Raw genomic sequence first — 16316 nt, 5'->3', positions numbered from 1 at the left:
ATATATTATGACAACTTTAAAAATTTTAGCACTGACAGCAGGTACAGCTTTTTTAAGCTCCGGAAGTTTTGGCAACAGCTGTTCAAACAGCAATACATCAGGCAGAAAAACAATGGTACAAACGGCTTCCGTAACACAGGAAAGATCTATATCAAAAGAAAATAAAATTCAGGTGGCACTTCTGCTGGATACTTCGAACAGTATGGACGGGCTTATCGATCAGGCCAAATCAAGATTGTGGAATATTGTAAATACTTTAACCACACTCAAGTACAACGGGCAAGCTCCTCAAATTGAAATTGCCCTTTATGAATACGGAAACGATGGTATTCGCGATGAAAATTATATCCGTCAGGTAACACCGCTTACGCAGGACCTGGATCTTGTTTCAGAAAAATTATTTGCCCTCAGAACCAATGGCGGAAGCGAATATTGCGGTGCCGTAATCCGTGATGCCTCCATGAACCTGAACTGGGATGGTAATGAAAAGAGCATGAAACTGATCTATATTGCCGGAAATGAACCGTTTGACCAGGGAAGGGTGAATTACAAAGAAGTAATTTCGAAAGCTAAAAACAAAAATATTTATACGAATACCATTTTCTGTGGAAGCAGAGAAGAAGGAACCCAAACTTTCTGGCAGAACGGTGCCGTTGTGGGAGGTGGTAAATATTTCAATATCGACAGCGACAGAAAGGTAATCTATATTGAAACACCCTATGATGTAAGGATCTCAGAGTGCAACACAAAACTAAATGACACTTATATTTACTACGGAAGCCACGGCTCTGAATATAAGCTTAAACAGGCTGCCCAGGATAAAAATGCCGAAGTGCAGTCGGTTTCCAACTATGTAGAAAGAACTGTTGCCAAATCTAAGAAGAATGCCTACAAAAATGATCACTGGGACCTGGTGGACAAAGCAGAAAAAGACGCCGGATTTATTGCCACAGTACAGGATGATGCATTGCCGGCTGAATTAAAAGGTAAAAGTAAAGATGAGATTAAAAAAGCGGTAGCTGTAAAATCTGGAGAAAGGAATAAAATTCAGAAAGAAATTGAGGAACTTTCTAAGAAACGCCAGGATTATATTGATACTGAAATGAAGAAAAGAGGAAATTCAGATTCTGATGATCTCGGAAAAGCTATTGAATCTTCTATTCTTGAGCTTGCCAGAAAAAACGGATATAGTTGATAGCTGCGGAAAAACCGCTTCATTTTTGAAGCGGTTTTTCTTGTCTAAAATTGAAACAACAGTAATTATTTAATCTGATAAATTGTGAATGAAGATGAAGCCCCTGTTATAAGATTAAGGGTAGCAAGAGTTGATTTTGCGCAAAAGAAAAGCTGATCGCCAGCCTTTAACGAAACAATAGACTGCGTTTTCCTTGTAGACGGTGATACGTCAATGGAAAGAACATTTATACCTGCATAGCTTTCCTCAGCCATCAGTTCCGGTGCGGCCGACCCTCTCTTTACATAAATACCCACTCCAAAATCACCTGCAGAAACGACAGAAGAGGTTTTAACCTGTACATATGCTGCATAGATTCCATCTTTAGGAGCTGTGAATGTACCAATTGAGGGATCATAATCATTGTGGTCATCCATTAGTTCCTTGTCAAACAAAATTTTCCCCCAGTTCGGGAGTAACGAAATAGAGACCAGCATCGTTCCGCCATTCCCTGTTCCGGAAACATATGATCTGCCATTTGAATTAAATACCTGATCTTTTGAAACAGTCTGAACATATCCGTCACTATTTTTCACCAAAATAGATTCCGTACATGCCTCGTCAAGACATTTCTCTGCAGTACGCACCCGTAAATTGCCATTGATATCCAACATTGCTTTAGGATCATCGGTGTTAACACCTACCTGTGACCAGACCTGCCCTCCTATTAGAAAAAGCAGGACTGAAATAACTTTTCTTTTCATTATCATTTATTTATAGCACAACAAATGTATGCCTTAGATAAAGACAAAAAAATATTTCACTCATCGTAGGAGTTATTTATTAGCTACAGTTAAACGATTTATTAACATAAGTTAATAATAAACAAAAAAAACATGGAGCTTTACATTTAATCTCTCACTAAACAGAGAAATTTAAATAATATTTATAAATTCGATATTACAAAAACACATCAGATGAATTATAATGAATTTATAGAAATCTATTTTGACCAAAATCATTTTTTGGATGACAGGGATAAGGAAAAACTGAGAGAAATGGTTCAGGTAGTCAATTATCCCGCAAATAAGATCATTATGCACAGAGGTGAACAAATTGAACAGGTAGGTATTATTGAAAAGGGACTGGTGCGTGCTTATGACAAGAATAACAAAACCGTCTGGCTGTTCCCTGAAAACAGTGTATACGGCTCTATGGAAGTTTTAACGCTTAAACATCCTTCATCATTTACCTATGAAACACTGGAAGAAACTTCCGTATTTATGTTCAATTATAATGACCTGGAAAATACCATTAAAGATTACCCTAATATTACAACGCTTCTTCTTGCATTCTGGAAAAATACGGCAATGGATATCTACCTAAAGTTCTCTTCCTTTTTACACTTAACCCCCGAAAAAAGATACCTGAAGCTGCTTCAGCAGAATTCCAAACTGATACTGAGGGTAAAATCCAAAGATCTTGCAACCTACCTGGGAATGCATCCCGTTTCATTAAGCAGACTAAAAAAACGCTATTTTACACCCAAACAATAGCAAAATCTACCTCCCGAATCTAAAATACTTTGATAAAATGTGCTTTTTATTCTGCATAAACAGTGAAGCCATTTCCATTCCCGTTACAGAAAAAGTGATCCCGTTCCCACCAAAACCCAGAACAAAATAAGAGTTTTTAAATTTTTTATGTTCCCCGATATAAGGCAGTCCGTCTTTGGTCTCTCCAAAGGTTCCGGCCCAGACGAAATCTGTATAGAAATGATAATCCGGCTTTATTTTTTTCAGGTTTTTCAGGATCTCTTTTTCTTTTTTGTTCAGAAGGGAATCGCGTTTTCCGGCATCATAAAAATCCTCATCTCCACCCCCTATTAAAAGTCTTCCGTCGTCTGTTGTCCGCATATAGATATAAGGATCATCCGTGTTCCAGACCAGCGTATTGCCTATATTTTTAAATTTATCATTATCAATTTCCGAAACAATGGCATAAGTGCTTTTCAGATCAACGAAATTTTCTTTCAGCAGGTTTTTGCTTTCATAACCGATACAGTAAATTATTTTTTTCGTTTTGATCTGAAAGCCGCTATCCACTGTCACCAGATTAAAGCCTTTATGATAATCCACCTTTTTCATTTCGGTTTTATCAAATATTTTTAATCCCTTTTTTACATTATGCTCGAATAATTCATGAGCAAATTTAAAAGCATCAATGCTTGCTCCCTGTTTGGACAGAATACCTCCGTATGTATTCTCAAATCCAAACTGGTCTGCAATCTGGTCTGCTTCCAGCCATTTCACTTCGAATCCTGTATTTTTCCTCGCTTTATATTCCTCTTTAAGCCAATCCGCATCTTTTTTCTTTGAAGCAAAATACAAAGACTTCTTTCGTTTAAATCCAGCATCAGACCGGATCTTTTTTGTAAGTTTTTCAAGGATATCTATAGCATCGGAGCAAGCTTTATAACTTTCTACAGCTCCTTTCCTGCCTATCTGTTCCTCAAGTTCAAAAAGAGGGACATCTATTTCGTACTGCAGCATGGAAGTTGTAGCAGAAGTGCTTCCGTTACAGATCTCCCGTTTATCAATCAGGACTGTTTTATAGCCGTCATTAACCATCTGATGGGCAACAAGGCTACCGGTAATGCCGCCTCCTATAATCAGTACATCACATTCTTCATTTGATTTCAGGGACGGATAGGAAGCTGTCAATCCGTTTTTTAAAAGCCAGAAAGGTTCGTTTGATTTCAGATCCATAATTGAATATTATATTTAAATAATAACATTTATAAGTAATTTAACTGTTTTTTATCATTTTATGGTGCAATTATTGTACCCAGTTCTAAAATCCAACCACATTAAAAATAAGTAAATATGATAACGATTATTCCAGAAGCTCCGGAAAATGTTGCAGCATTCAATGCAACCGGAGAAGTGACTAAAGAAGATTTTGACAACCTTGTCATTCCTCATGTAAAAGAAAAAGTAGATCAGTTTGGCGAACTGAATTACTTATTGTATTTGGATACTGATCTGGATAAGTTTACCACAGGAGCATGGCTTGAAGATGTATTTTTAGGACTAAAAAATCTTACAAAATGGAACCGCACGGCTATTGTTACAGACAAAGAGGGCGTGCAGAAATTTACGGATATTTTCAGCGTCCTGATGCCGGGAGAATTTAAATCTTTTCCTAAAGAAAACCTGTACAATGCACTTTACTGGTGTAAAAACGGCAATGAGGTAGAAGTGTAACACTATTTTATAAAATTTGTTTCAACTTATCAAAAATTGAAACAGATCTGTAAAGAAAAATAGACTTTGTTCAGGGTGAACAGAGTCTATTTTTGTATTGATTAATTACGTTAAAGTACCGCAACTTTTTTGAAACAATCTGTATGATCAGTACAACTGTTATGTTATTCTATTTATCACAGGGTACACATTCTATAACCGTATCTTCATCTTCAGGAGCAGTTTCTTTGCCATACAGGTATCTGTATCTTAAGCTTATTGCCAGACCGATGAACGTCATCCCCACTCCTACCAATGAAGGATATTTAAAAGAAAATCCATATTCCAGAGGAATTCCTCCTAAAAATGCCCCCATTGCATTAGCTATATTAAAAGCGGCCTGCATAAAAGCAGCAGCCATCATCTCACTTTTAGGTGCAGCTTTCATCATCATGATGTTAATAGGTGCGGCAACGGACATGGACAGTGCTCCGCATACAAATGTAAGTACAAGTGCCATACTCTTATATTCTGCAAGGAAAAATACACCTGCAAGGGAAAGCATCATCAGGAAAATCAGTAATACACATGTTTTTTCCGGTCCCAATCTGTCAGAAATAAATCCTCCGGCGAGATTCCCGACTACCATACCTGCCCCTGCAAGAATCATTACATAAGCCATCTGATTACTCTGTATTCCTGCCACTATCGTCATTAAAGGAGTAATGTAACTGAACCATGTGAAAAGTCCTCCAAATCCAATCGCTGTGATTCCTAAAACCAACCATGACTGCTTATTTTTAAGGAATTTAAGTTCTTCCAGGAAATGGGTATCCTGGTTGGATTCTATGGCCGGCAGCCATAATTTCAGGAATAATATCGCAAAAAGTCCTATCAATGCAACAATTGCAAAATATAGTCTCCAGTGATAAACATGTCCTATATAGGTGACCAATGGAACCATGACCAGATTAGCCACCGTAAGTCCCGTAAACATTAAGGATATATAAAATGCCTCCTTCCCTTTTCCTGCCATCCTTGAGGCTACTACCGTTCCTACTCCGAAGAACGCTCCGTGAGGGAGCCCAGACATAAACCTGATGATCATCATACTGGTATAATCAGGAGCCACCGCAGAAAGTCCGTTGAATAATGTGAAAAGGATCATTAAAACCATCAACACTTTTTTTGGCGGAAATTTCACGGAATATCCAATGAGAATCGGAGCTCCTATTACAACACCCATTGCATAAGCTGAAATGAGATGTCCCGCTTCCGGAATGGTAATTTTTAAGGTATTGGCTATATCGGGCAGCAAACCCATTACGGTAAACTCTGTGGTTCCTATCCCAAGACCGCCTATAGCCAGCGGTATTATTCTTTTATCAATCTTCATTGTCAGTAAACATTTTTTCGAATTAATTTTAAATGATTCTGTCGGAAAATAAAAACGGCAGTCCATCTCTATTTCTCAAAGTGCAAAAATCGGGAGAAATATCTGTTTTCACTTCTCCTTAAATGATAAAATTTTGCTCCATATTAACCTTTTTATGTAATTTTAAAATCAGAATCAATCAAAAGAGAACACAATGAAAATCCAGAAAGAAATTATAGAGTTTGAAAACGGAAAATCTTTTAAGCTCTTTTCTCCCTCTTTAAAGAACTGTTTTTTCTGGCATCATCACCCGGAAATAGAGCTTGTTTATGTAGAAGCTATCAATGGAATCCGCCACGTAGGAAGGGATATTTCAGTTTTTACAGAAAGCGACCTGCTTCTGATAGGTTCCAATGTACCTCATCTCAATTTTGATTACGGTGTTCAGACGGATTGCAGGCAATTGGTATTACAGATGAGAGAAAATTTTCTTCAGGACATTATTATTCCCGTTCCCGAGTTTGAAAACATTAAAAAACTTCTGGAAAGATCATATCTGGGACTTTCATTTTCAGGTGAAACAAAAAAGACAGTGATTGAAAAACTTAATAAGATCAAAGATAAAAACTCTTTTGATTCCCTGATAGGCCTGATTGAAATCCTGCAGATCCTTGCTGCTTCAGATGAAGTAAAGGAGCTGAATAAAGAGGACACAAGGATAAAATGGTTCCTGAATGACAAGATCAGAATGGGAACTATTTATGATTATATCCACGAGAATTATGATGCAAAACCAAACGTGAATGAAATTGCAAGGATAGTCAGCCTGAGTACTCCGGCTTTCTGCCGTTATTTTAAAAAGCAGACGAATATGACGTTCACGGATTTTGTTAATAACTACAGGATTAACCAGGCTAAGATATTTTTACTGAAAGATTATTCTATAACGGATGTCTGTTTCCAGGTAGGCTTTGAGAGTCTGTCTTACTTTAACAAGCTGTTCAAACAGCATACGGGAGAAACACCTTCAGAATTCAGGAAAAAGCATTTGAAGAATATTGAGATAAGGAATTAGATTTGGCTAAAGCCGGAGGAATATTATTGTTACGGGCGGGCTAAAGCCCACCCCTATTGAATTTAAACGCACAGTAATTTTTAAATCCTTCAATTTTTAAATCTTTGAATCTTAAAATAAAAAACCACTCCTGAGAGTGGTTTTTTATTTTAATGTATATGTTTTTCAGCATGGTAAGAGCTTCGTACAAGTGGAGAGCTTTCCACATGTCTGAAACCTAAACTCCTTGCAAAATCTCCGAATTCATCAAATTCTTCCGGTGTTATGAATTTTTTTACCGGCAGATGTTTTTTAGTAGGCTGAAGATACTGCCCAAGTGTAATCACATCTACGTTAGCATTTCTGATATCTTCAATGGTCTGGAAAACCTCATCCCTTGTTTCTCCCAAACCAAGCATTACGCCTGTTTTTGTTCTTCTCTGCCCGGCTTCCTTCAAATATCTCAGGACTTCTAAGCTTCTTTCATATTTAGCCTGGATTCTTACTTCTCTTGTCAGACGTTTTACAGTTTCCATATTGTGGGAAATTACTTCAGGAGCCACAGCTACCAGCCTGTCAATATGTTTGGTAATTCCCTGAAAGTCCGGAATAAGTGTTTCCATTGTTGTTCCCGGAGAAATTCTTCTTACGGCATTTACAGTCTCACCCCAAAGGATAGAGCCCATGTCTTTAAGATCATCACGGTCTACAGAAGTAAGAACCGCATGTTTGATCTTCATTAATTTGATAGATCGTGCCACTTTTTCCGGCTCATCCCAGTTCACATCAAGAGGTTTCCCTGTTTTTACTCCACAGAATCCGCAGCTTCTTGTACAGATATTTCCTAAGATCATGAACGTTGCCGTGCCTTCTCCCCAGCATTCCCCCATATTCGGACAGCTTCCGCTCTGGCATATGGTATTTAATTTATATTTATCTACCAAAGTTCTCAACTCTCTGTAATTTTTTCCGGTAGGAAGTTTTACTCGGATCCACTTTGGTTTCTGAACGGTAGTATCTTGAACTAAATTTTCCATTTCTAAAATTGAAGTTCAAAGTTAAGGAATTTTTAATGGAAACCATCTAACGGAAAAATTGATGGAACAGATAATGTAAAATATGGAAATTATTTTTTTGAAAAACTTTATTTGTAACAATTTGAACCATTAAGGTTTATGAAGCGGTTAAGATTATTAAGCTGAACTTCGTTTTAAATTTACAATGGAACTAATTATCCTCAAACTCATTATTTTTCAGGAGTTCTGCAAGGACCTTCTTGGCGCGCATTACCCTTACTTTGGTATTGGCAACAGAAATCCCCAGTTCTTCAGCAATTTCTTTGATACTTTTTTCTTCGAAAAATCTTAGCCTGATGATGTCTTGATAATTGGCATCCAGCGACTCAATGGTTTTGATGATTTTTTTCTGTTCCTCATCAGAGATCATCAGCTCTTCGGGAGATTTTGCAAACTGGTTTTTTACCTCATCAAGGTTCTCGGTAGGATCCTGGTTTTCGCGGCTTCTTTTTCGCCAGAAATCAATAACCGTATTCTGGGCAATCGTCAATACCCATGTTTTAAACTGAAAATGAGGGTCGTACATATCCAGCTTCGACAATACTTTTGAAAAAACATTAACCGTGATCTCATCTGCATCATTTTCATCTTTTACTTTTTTCATCACAAAAGAGAAGACATCCACCCAAAAAACATTGATGAGTTTGGTCTGGGCCTTCTGGTCCTTTTCTTTTGCCTTTTGAATAAGCAGGAATAGCTGTTCGTCATTCATTATTAACAAATATAATTTTTTTAAGTGAAAAGTCAAAGAGAGTAATAAGCAGATCCGTACATTTAGTTTTTTGTCATCCTGCATTTACTCTTCATTCTGTTGAATTTACTATCTTTGCCCCGTAAAATTTTAAAGAAAATTATAGATGAATTCCTTTATAGAAGAACTAAAATGGCGTGGTCTTTTTGCCGATATGATGCCTGGAACCGATGAACAGCTGAATAAAGAGCTAACTACAGCATATATTGGTTTTGACCCGACTGCTGATTCTTTACATATCGGAAGTCTTATCCAGATCAAAATTTTAGCGCATTTCCAACAGCACGGACACAAACCTGTTGCTTTGGTTGGAGGTGCAACAGGAATGATTGGAGACCCTTCGGGAAAATCTGCAGAAAGAAACCTACTGGATGAAGCTACCCTTCTTCATTATGTTGACTGTTTAAAGAACCAGCTTTCAAGATTCCTGGACTTTGAAGGTAACGGTCCCAATAAAGCTGAACTGGTTAATAACTACGACTGGATGAAGAACATTTCTTTTCTTGATTTTGCTAAAAATGTAGGAAAGAACATCACCGTTAATTATATGATGGCGAAAGACTCTGTAAAGAAGAGATTTTCGGGAGATGGCGGAGCAGACGGGATGAGTTTTACAGAATTCACCTACCAACTGATTCAGGGATATGATTTCCTTCATCTCTACCAAAATAATAACGTAAAGCTTCAGATGGGAGGTTCTGATCAGTGGGGAAATATTACCACAGGGACGGAACTTATCCGCAGAAAGACTCAGGGAGAAGCATTTGCATTAACGGTTCCTTTGATCACCAAAGCTGACGGTTCCAAATTCGGAAAGTCTGAAAGCGGGGAAAATTACTGGCTGGACAAAAAGAAAACTTCACCATATAAATTCTACCAGTTCTGGCTGAATGCAACGGATGAAGATGCTGAAAGGTTCATTAAGTTCTACACCTTCATCGGAAAAGAAGAAATTGAAGCTTTAATTGAAGAACATAAAACAGCTCCTCATGAAAGAAAACTTCAGAAGAGACTGGCCGAAGAAGTAACGGTATGGGTACATGGCAAAGAAGAATATGAAAAAGCTGTTAAAGCCTCAGAAATTTTGTTCGGGCGTTCTACCGCTGAAGACCTGGTAAGCCTTGATGAGGAAACTTTCCTTGAAGTTTTTGATGGTGTTCCGCAAAAAGAGCTTCCAAAAGCTGATGTTCTGGGGATAAGCATTACCGATCTTCTTTCTGAAAAATCAGGTTTCTTAAAGTCTAAAAGCGAGGCTCAAAGAGAGATTAAAGGAAATGCAGTTTCTGTAAACAAAGAAAAGGTAAACGATACTTTTACAGCTAATGAAAGTGACCTGATTGACGGGAAGTTTTTATTACTTCAAAAGGGTAAGAAAAGCTACTTTATTGTAAAAGTCCAGTAAAAACTGTAAACAATATATATAAAGAAACACCTTGGGATCAAGGTGTTTCTTTATATATATCATCAGCTTAAAAAACTATTTCAGCTTCGAAAACAGCTTATTCGGATAAGTCTTTTATTTCAATTTAACTTCTATGCTTCCTTCATCAAAGCCTTCAATATTTTTATCTGTAAAAATACTTTGTGCTTTTGCCTGTATTTTTTCAAGAAGATCTTCGGTGCTCCCGGAATGATTAATCACAATTGAAGATTTATTGGCATTAAATTTCATTTGCGTACTGCTCACTCCTTTGATATTTTCTATAATAGAGTTCAAATTTTTTACACTCGTTAAGCTTCCGTTTACAACGGTAAAAACTGTTTTATTCAATGAAACTGAAGCATCTTCTTTTTTAGCAGAATCGTTTTTATTTTTTCTCTTAAAAATTGACAGGACTTTTCCACCCGTTTGAGATGCTCTATCTGCTGTATTTGAAGCATTATCTACTTTACTTACAGCCCGGTCTATTTTGTCCAAAAAACTTTGTGCCTTTATGGTTGAGACACTGGCCGTTAATAGAACAAAGCTTAAAAAAATCATTTTTTTCATTTTTAAATGTATTTTGATATTATATAAAATTCTTAGTCTTGATGGGTATCACAAAACTATAGTGTACGTCCGGGCGGAACAATACAAAAAAACCAGTATTTATATCTACCAGATTTTAGGTATTTTTCATTTACTTCAATAAAAACATGAAATATAACGTAAGATATATGTGAATTTTTTAATAAATTCATAAATACGTTTATAACACAAATAATGATTGCACAAAAACATGAAAATAAATTCTTCTTATTATTAATCTTATTTCTCAGTATACAAAACATTGATGCACAGTCTATCTACTTCTATTCTCTCGAAAAAAAGAACAATAATTTTGACAGCCTGGTTGCTGCTGCCAATAATGAGGCTGTTGATACGGTAAAGGCTATTAAGTCCTATAAGATTGCCGCCACCTATTTTACCCGTCAAGACTTCGGAAATTACCAAAAATACCTGAAGCAGGGTCTCGAAAATTCATCTAACAGCCCCATATATAGAGATATAGGGCTTTACTACCAATCTCTGATGAATCTTACAAAACCCGATGCCGCCAACATTCTTGAGAAAGATTTCACAAATATAGAATCGCTCCTGAAAAAATATAAAAGCAGCGAGGCAAAAAGGATAAGGATCATTATGTTTCAAAATAAGGCGTTATTCAGGATCATGCAGAATAAAGAAGTAGAATCCATGAATATCATCACCAACCAAGCAATACCGTTGGCCAAAGCTATAGGAGATAATGAGCTGACAGGAGCCTTATATAAAAGCATAGGCATTTTATTTTATAATGCTAAGAATTATACAAAAACAATAGAATACATGGGCTTGGTTGAAAATTTTTTAAATAAACTAAAAAAACAAACTTCCCAATCCAAAGCTATTATGGGAGAATCTCTTTTGTTAAAGGCAGATGCCCTAATCAGAGAAAGCAGAATGCCTGAAGCGAATACAGAATTAGGGAAAACCTATTCTATCATCAAAGATTATCCCGAATCTAATTTTTATGCGCTTTACTACTGTACTTTAGGATATTACTACATGAAACAGAAAAACTATCCGGAAGCTATCAAACTTTTTGCCACAGGATTGAGCAATGCCGAAAAATATAAAAATAATACTATTGCAGAAAGAATAAAGCTATTTGAAGGACAACTTAACAGTGAACTGAAAGAGTATGAAAAATCCAATACAATCCTGAAGGAGGTATATAAAAACACACCTTATCAGGGAAACAAACAGGAAGTTTTGAAAGAGCTTTCCAAAAATTACACCGCATTAAAAGATACCACAAAAAGTAACCTTTATGCTGAACAGTATATAAACTCTTTCGACAGCCTCAATGCTGTTTCGATCCATAAAAGCATTGCCGTTCTTGAAGCAAAATACAGAAAATCCGAAAAAGATAAGGAATTAGCTCAAAAACAGTTGGAAATCAGCAAAAAAAACAAATACATGTGGATCCTGGGATTTGCATCCCTCCTTTCATCATGCTTCATTATTCTAGGATTTTTAAATTTTAAGAAGAACAAAAAAATTTCGGAACAGCGTGAAATAAACCTTCAGCAAACCATAAAAGAAATTCAGCAAAGAGAAGAACTTACCCTCACAAAAGCTATTCTGGAAGGCGAAGAAAGGGAAAGAGCCCGTATTGCCAAAGATCTTCACGATGGCCTTGGGGGAATGCTTGCCGGGGTTAAAATAAATTTTTCAACCTGGTCTTCTGCCAACCTTGAAGCAGACCAGCATAAAGATTTTCACAAAATTTTAAATCAACTGGATAATTCGGTTACAGAACTCAGACATGTTGCCAGAAATCTAATGCCCGAATCCCTGCTGAACTTCGGTCTGGAAGCAGCCCTAAAAGATTTATGTGAGTTCTATACCCGAAAGGATCTGACCGTGATTTTTCAGGCTATTAACATCAGTAAAAATACTCCTTTATCAGTACAGCTTAATGTTTACAGGATTACACAGGAATTACTGACCAATTCTGTTAAACATTCAGAAGCCAGCAATATACTGCTGCAATGTTCACAGTACGACGAAAACCTCATGATTACTGTAGAAGATAACGGAAAAGGGTTTAAAGAAGAAGATTACAGGAAATCCAAAAGTATGGGCCTTTATAATCTTAAAAATAGAATTGATTATCTTAAAGGCAAAATGGAAATTAATTCGGATGATGAAGGAACAATTATTAATATTGAATTAAACACCAATGCAGTCTCATAAAATCAATATTGTTATCATAGATGACCACCCTATTGTCATTGAAGGATTAAAAATAATGCTGAAAAACCAGCTCGGCTTCACAGTTTTAGAAAGCTTTACCTCCGGTTCGGAGATTATTGGTTTTATCCTGAACCATAAAGTGGATATTGTTCTTTTAGACGTTGCACTGCCCGATACCAATGGTATTGAACTGTGCAGGAAAATTAAAAAAAATTCACCGGCTACTTCGGTAATTATGTTCAGTAACCGTTCTGAAAGAAGCATTATTATGCAGTCTATGCAACATGGTGCCAGCGGTTATATTCTTAAAAATTCCTCTATAGATGAATTGGTGAAGTGTATTCAGGGAGCCTATTCCGGAAATATTGTTTTCTGCAATGAAGCCAGGCAGATTATCAGCAAACCTTCTCAAACCGATTTGCAGATACCCAGGCTGACTAAAAGGGAAAAGCAGATATTACAAATGCTGGCAGAAGGGAAAACCAGTATTATTATTGCAGATGAACTTTTTCTAAGTCCACTGACCGTAGATACACACCGTAAAAATTTGTTACAGAAATTTCAGGCAAAGAATTCTACCGAGCTTATCAATCTTGCAATCCAACAGAATATGATTGAAAACGATAAATAAAAAAACCGCTTTTAATTTAATAAAGCGGTTTTTTCTATAATAAGTAAATTTATATTTACAATTCTAAGAAGCTGTAATCTATAGAAGCTACCATAGGCCCTGCTCCTATTTTCTTCTGGGTTTTTACAATTTCCCCATCTATCCAAAGATTAACTACCAATTCTGAATCCGCACTCGGAAGATCCGCTTTAGCATCCAGATTTAGCTGTGCCTGTCCGGAATTCACAAAGAACTCACCACTTGCCCATACCGTTCCTACAGGATCGAAAATATCAGTTTTAGTAGTTCCTACCTGTGTTACGATAGCTCTGATCACTCCTCCGGTAGTTGTTTTTACTTCAAACTGAACAATGTGATCTGTGAATTCGTCATCATCGTCATCCTTTTTACAAGAATTCAATACAGTCATTACCGAAAATAATAAAACGAATAAAAAAGAAAGTCTAAGTAAACTTTTTGATTTGTAAAATTGCTTCATTTCTCCAAATAGATTTTTAATGTTTCAAATATAAGTTTTTTATTAATATAAAAATAATTTTTATGAAAAATTTCCAATAAAGTTTTCCAAATAATATCAAATCATCAAAAAGCCAAATTACAGTAACAGTCTATATTTAAGTGCATATTCACTTAAGCAGCCAAGTATAAAAACGGCAACTGTATTTTGAATTTATAATGTGATTTATTAATTATATTTGCTGTATGAATTTAGACTATATAGTAAGAGAACCGGAACATATTACTCCCAATACAACCGTCCTTTTCATGCTTCATGGTTATGGAAGCAATGAACAGGATCTTTTCAGCTTCAGGGAAACTCTTCCTGCCGACTGGCTCATTATAAGCTTCAGAGCACCCAGAGATACCCAGTTTGAGGGATATTCCTGGTTTGATATCGATTTCAACAATCCTGAAAACTTCATTGATATTTCCCAGGCTAAAGAATCTTTGAACGGAGTGCTGGAAAGTATACTAAAAATTGTTAATCATTACGGAGTTACCAAAGGTAAAGTACATTTGTGCGGCTTCAGCCAGGGCGGAATCCTGTGTTATGCCTTAGCTTTAAAGCATCCTGATATGTTCAATTATGTGGCCTGCCTGAGCACTTATCCTGAAGAAAAACTTCTGGACGGCATAGTAAAAGATAAAAAGAAGCTGGAAAGGCTCCGTTTCTTTGTATCCCACGGAACAGATGATGCTGTTATCCCAATGGAATGGGGAAGAAAAGCTGCAGATTTGCTTTATGACCTGAGCTGTTATTTTACTTTCAGAGAATATATGAGCGGGCATGGGGTAAACCAGAAAAATTACATGGACCTGATGGATTTTTTCTCAAAATAGTTCCGACCTGATTTGAAATAATTTCAACCGACATTGCTGCTTCATTGCAGTTTATACAAACATTCCTGTATTTGGAATGTTTTTTTATTGATAGTAAGGATTATTTCAGTAAATTCAGTAAATGAAACTCAAGCTTTTTTTACTGGTATTATTCTTCAGCATTTGTATCAATGCACAGAACTCTTTTGAACTGGTAAATGCTAAAAAAGCGGTTATTCCTTTTAAACTTATCAACAATCTTATTTTCATTCCCATCAATGTTAACGGGGCTGAGCTCACTTTTATGCTTGATACCGGGGTTGCAGAAACCATTCTTTTCAGTTTGGATAATAAAGAGATCAAATTACAGAATATTGAAAAGATCAAGTTTTCAGGGCTTGGAGGCAGTATGAGCATAGACGGTTTTAAATCTGACCGTAATATTGCCAGAATAGGTGATAATATCATTAATTCTTCTATGCTTCTGTTTATTGTGATAGATGAAGAATTCAACATTTCATCACATATAGGAATTCCTGTGAACGGTGTTATCGGCTATCATTTTTTTAAAAATCATCCTATCTCGATAGATTATTCCTCAAAAAAAATAACGGTATACCAGGATTCTGAAGTATTTAAAAAGAAAATCCGAAAGTTTGAAGAGCTTCCCATAACCGTGGAAAAAGACAAACCTTATATCAATGCTGATGTGGAAATGACCAACGAAAAGAAAAGCTCAAAGCTGCTGATAGATCTTGGAAACAGCGATGCGATATGGCTCTTCCCTACCCTCATCAAAGATTTTGTATACAACAGACCCAATATTGATGATTACCTGGGACGCGGATTCAATGGAGATATCTACGGTAAACGGAGCCGAATCCATAATTTTTATCTCGGAAATTTCAAATTTGAAATGCCGCTCACCGCAATGCCCGATGAATACTCCATCCAGCATGTAAACCTGGTAAAAGACAGAAAAGGATCTGTTGGAGGAGAAATAATGCGCCGGTTTTCAGTTATTTTTGATTATCCGGGTAAAAAGTTATACCTGAAAAAAAACAGATATTTTGATGATCCTTTTCATTTTAATATGAGTGGATTGGATTTTAAACAGGATGGACTGGAATGGCAGGAAGACCGGGTAAAAATTGAGCCCAAAAAATTATATGAGACAACTACTGAAATTTCCTCAGTCAATAATTTTCAGTATAAATTTACTTTAAAACCTATATTTTCAATAGCAGGTATAAGAAAAGACTCTCCGGCATTTAAAGCAGGACTGAAGAAAGACGACCGCATCATTACAATCAACGGGAGCCGGACTTCCGACATGACCATGGAAAAGATCATGGAACTGATGAAATCCGATGAAGGAAAGAGTATCACAATGGTAATTAAAAGAATGGATAAGGAAATGACCTTTAGTTTTGTATTGGAAGACCCTATCCCATATCAGGAATAAAAT

The 16316-nt window shown here is 36.4% G+C and carries 16 protein-coding genes; 9 read left to right on the top strand and 7 right to left on the bottom strand.

What is annotated here, in order from left to right; translation table 11 throughout:
- Positions 1–7 precede the first annotated feature (7 nt).
- Positions 8–1195 (top strand): vWA domain-containing protein, encoded by a 1188-nt coding sequence (locus HNP36_RS01270; RefSeq protein WP_184161466.1) that lies wholly within the window; start codon positions 8–10, stop codon positions 1193–1195.
- Between the two features lie 65 nt (positions 1196–1260).
- On the opposite strand, the gene HNP36_RS01265 is transcribed toward HNP36_RS01270, so the two are convergent.
- Complete coding sequence (locus HNP36_RS01265; RefSeq protein ID WP_184161469.1) at positions 1261–1938, bottom strand: C1q-like domain-containing protein; 678 nt, start codon at positions 1936–1938, stop codon at positions 1261–1263.
- A gap of 213 nt (positions 1939–2151) precedes the next feature.
- Here HNP36_RS01265 and HNP36_RS01260 point away from each other — a divergent pair, with 213 nt between their 5' ends.
- The gene (locus HNP36_RS01260) at positions 2152–2730 is read left to right on the top strand and encodes a Crp/Fnr family transcriptional regulator (protein WP_184161472.1); all 579 of its coding nucleotides are present in this window, start codon (positions 2152–2154) and stop codon (positions 2728–2730) included.
- Between the two features lie 6 nt (positions 2731–2736).
- Here HNP36_RS01260 and HNP36_RS01255 read toward each other — a convergent pair whose 3' ends face one another.
- Positions 2737–3942: an NAD(P)/FAD-dependent oxidoreductase gene (locus HNP36_RS01255; RefSeq protein ID WP_184161476.1), complete on the bottom strand. Its 1206-nt coding sequence runs from the start codon at positions 3940–3942 to the stop codon at positions 2737–2739.
- Between the two features lie 117 nt (positions 3943–4059).
- On the opposite strand from HNP36_RS01255, the gene HNP36_RS01250 reads away from it, so the two are divergent.
- Entirely contained in the window at positions 4060–4440 is a 381-nt protein-coding gene (locus HNP36_RS01250; protein WP_184161479.1) for an STAS/SEC14 domain-containing protein, read from the top strand.
- 169 nt (positions 4441–4609) lie between these two features.
- On the opposite strand, the gene HNP36_RS01245 is transcribed toward HNP36_RS01250, so the two are convergent.
- The gene (locus HNP36_RS01245) at positions 4610–5815 is read right to left on the bottom strand and encodes an MFS transporter (protein ID WP_184161482.1); all 1206 of its coding nucleotides are present in this window, start codon (positions 5813–5815) and stop codon (positions 4610–4612) included.
- Between the two features lie 193 nt (positions 5816–6008).
- On the opposite strand from HNP36_RS01245, the gene HNP36_RS01240 reads away from it, so the two are divergent.
- Positions 6009–6869, top strand: a complete 861-nt coding sequence (locus HNP36_RS01240; RefSeq protein WP_184161485.1) for an AraC family transcriptional regulator — start codon at positions 6009–6011, stop codon at positions 6867–6869.
- Between the two features lie 149 nt (positions 6870–7018).
- Here HNP36_RS01240 and lipA read toward each other — a convergent pair whose 3' ends face one another.
- Both lipA and HNP36_RS01230 read right to left on the bottom strand, forming a co-directional pair.
- Positions 7019–7885 carry a lipoyl synthase gene (lipA, locus tag HNP36_RS01235; protein WP_184161488.1) on the bottom strand — a complete coding sequence of 289 codons (867 nt, stop codon included), beginning with the start codon at positions 7883–7885 and terminating at the stop codon, positions 7019–7021.
- A gap of 190 nt (positions 7886–8075) precedes the next feature.
- On the bottom strand, positions 8076–8636 hold the full coding sequence (locus HNP36_RS01230) for an RNA polymerase sigma factor (RefSeq protein WP_184161491.1): 561 nt from the start codon (positions 8634–8636) through the stop codon (positions 8076–8078).
- A gap of 145 nt (positions 8637–8781) precedes the next feature.
- On the opposite strand from HNP36_RS01230, the gene tyrS reads away from it, so the two are divergent.
- Complete coding sequence (gene tyrS / locus HNP36_RS01225) at positions 8782–10077, top strand: tyrosine--tRNA ligase (RefSeq protein ID WP_184161494.1); 1296 nt, start codon at positions 8782–8784, stop codon at positions 10075–10077.
- Positions 10078–10191: 114 nt separating this feature from the next.
- On the opposite strand, the gene HNP36_RS01220 is transcribed toward tyrS, so the two are convergent.
- Positions 10192–10665 carry a hypothetical protein gene (locus tag HNP36_RS01220; protein WP_184161497.1) on the bottom strand — a complete coding sequence of 158 codons (474 nt, stop codon included), beginning with the start codon at positions 10663–10665 and terminating at the stop codon, positions 10192–10194.
- A gap of 213 nt (positions 10666–10878) precedes the next feature.
- On the opposite strand from HNP36_RS01220, the gene HNP36_RS01215 reads away from it, so the two are divergent.
- Positions 10879–12897, top strand: a complete 2019-nt coding sequence (locus HNP36_RS01215; protein ID WP_184161500.1) for an ATP-binding protein — start codon at positions 10879–10881, stop codon at positions 12895–12897.
- A complete protein-coding gene (locus HNP36_RS01210) occupies positions 12884–13528 on the top strand; it encodes a response regulator (protein ID WP_184161503.1) in 645 nt (214 codons plus the stop codon). Before HNP36_RS01215 ends, HNP36_RS01210 begins: the two co-directional genes overlap by 14 nt.
- Positions 13529–13583: 55 nt before the next feature.
- Here HNP36_RS01210 and HNP36_RS01205 read toward each other — a convergent pair whose 3' ends face one another.
- Entirely contained in the window at positions 13584–13937 is a 354-nt protein-coding gene (locus HNP36_RS01205) for a hypothetical protein (protein ID WP_228456209.1), read from the bottom strand.
- Between the two features lie 293 nt (positions 13938–14230).
- Between HNP36_RS01205 and HNP36_RS01200 the strand changes: the two genes are divergently transcribed.
- Both HNP36_RS01200 and HNP36_RS01195 read left to right on the top strand, forming a co-directional pair.
- Complete coding sequence (locus HNP36_RS01200) at positions 14231–14869, top strand: alpha/beta hydrolase (RefSeq protein WP_184161509.1); 639 nt, start codon at positions 14231–14233, stop codon at positions 14867–14869.
- A gap of 121 nt (positions 14870–14990) precedes the next feature.
- Complete coding sequence (locus tag HNP36_RS01195) at positions 14991–16313, top strand: PDZ domain-containing protein (RefSeq protein ID WP_184161511.1); 1323 nt, start codon at positions 14991–14993, stop codon at positions 16311–16313.
- The last annotated feature ends 3 nt before the right edge of the window (positions 16314–16316 follow it).

Origin of the sequence: Chryseobacterium shigense, from assembly GCF_014207845.1 — a bacterium.
GTDB classification, from domain to species: Bacteria; Bacteroidota; Bacteroidia; order Flavobacteriales; family Weeksellaceae; genus Chryseobacterium; species Chryseobacterium shigense_A.
The sequence above is the reverse complement of the archived record's forward strand: the minus strand, read 5'-3'. Positions and strand labels throughout refer to the sequence as shown.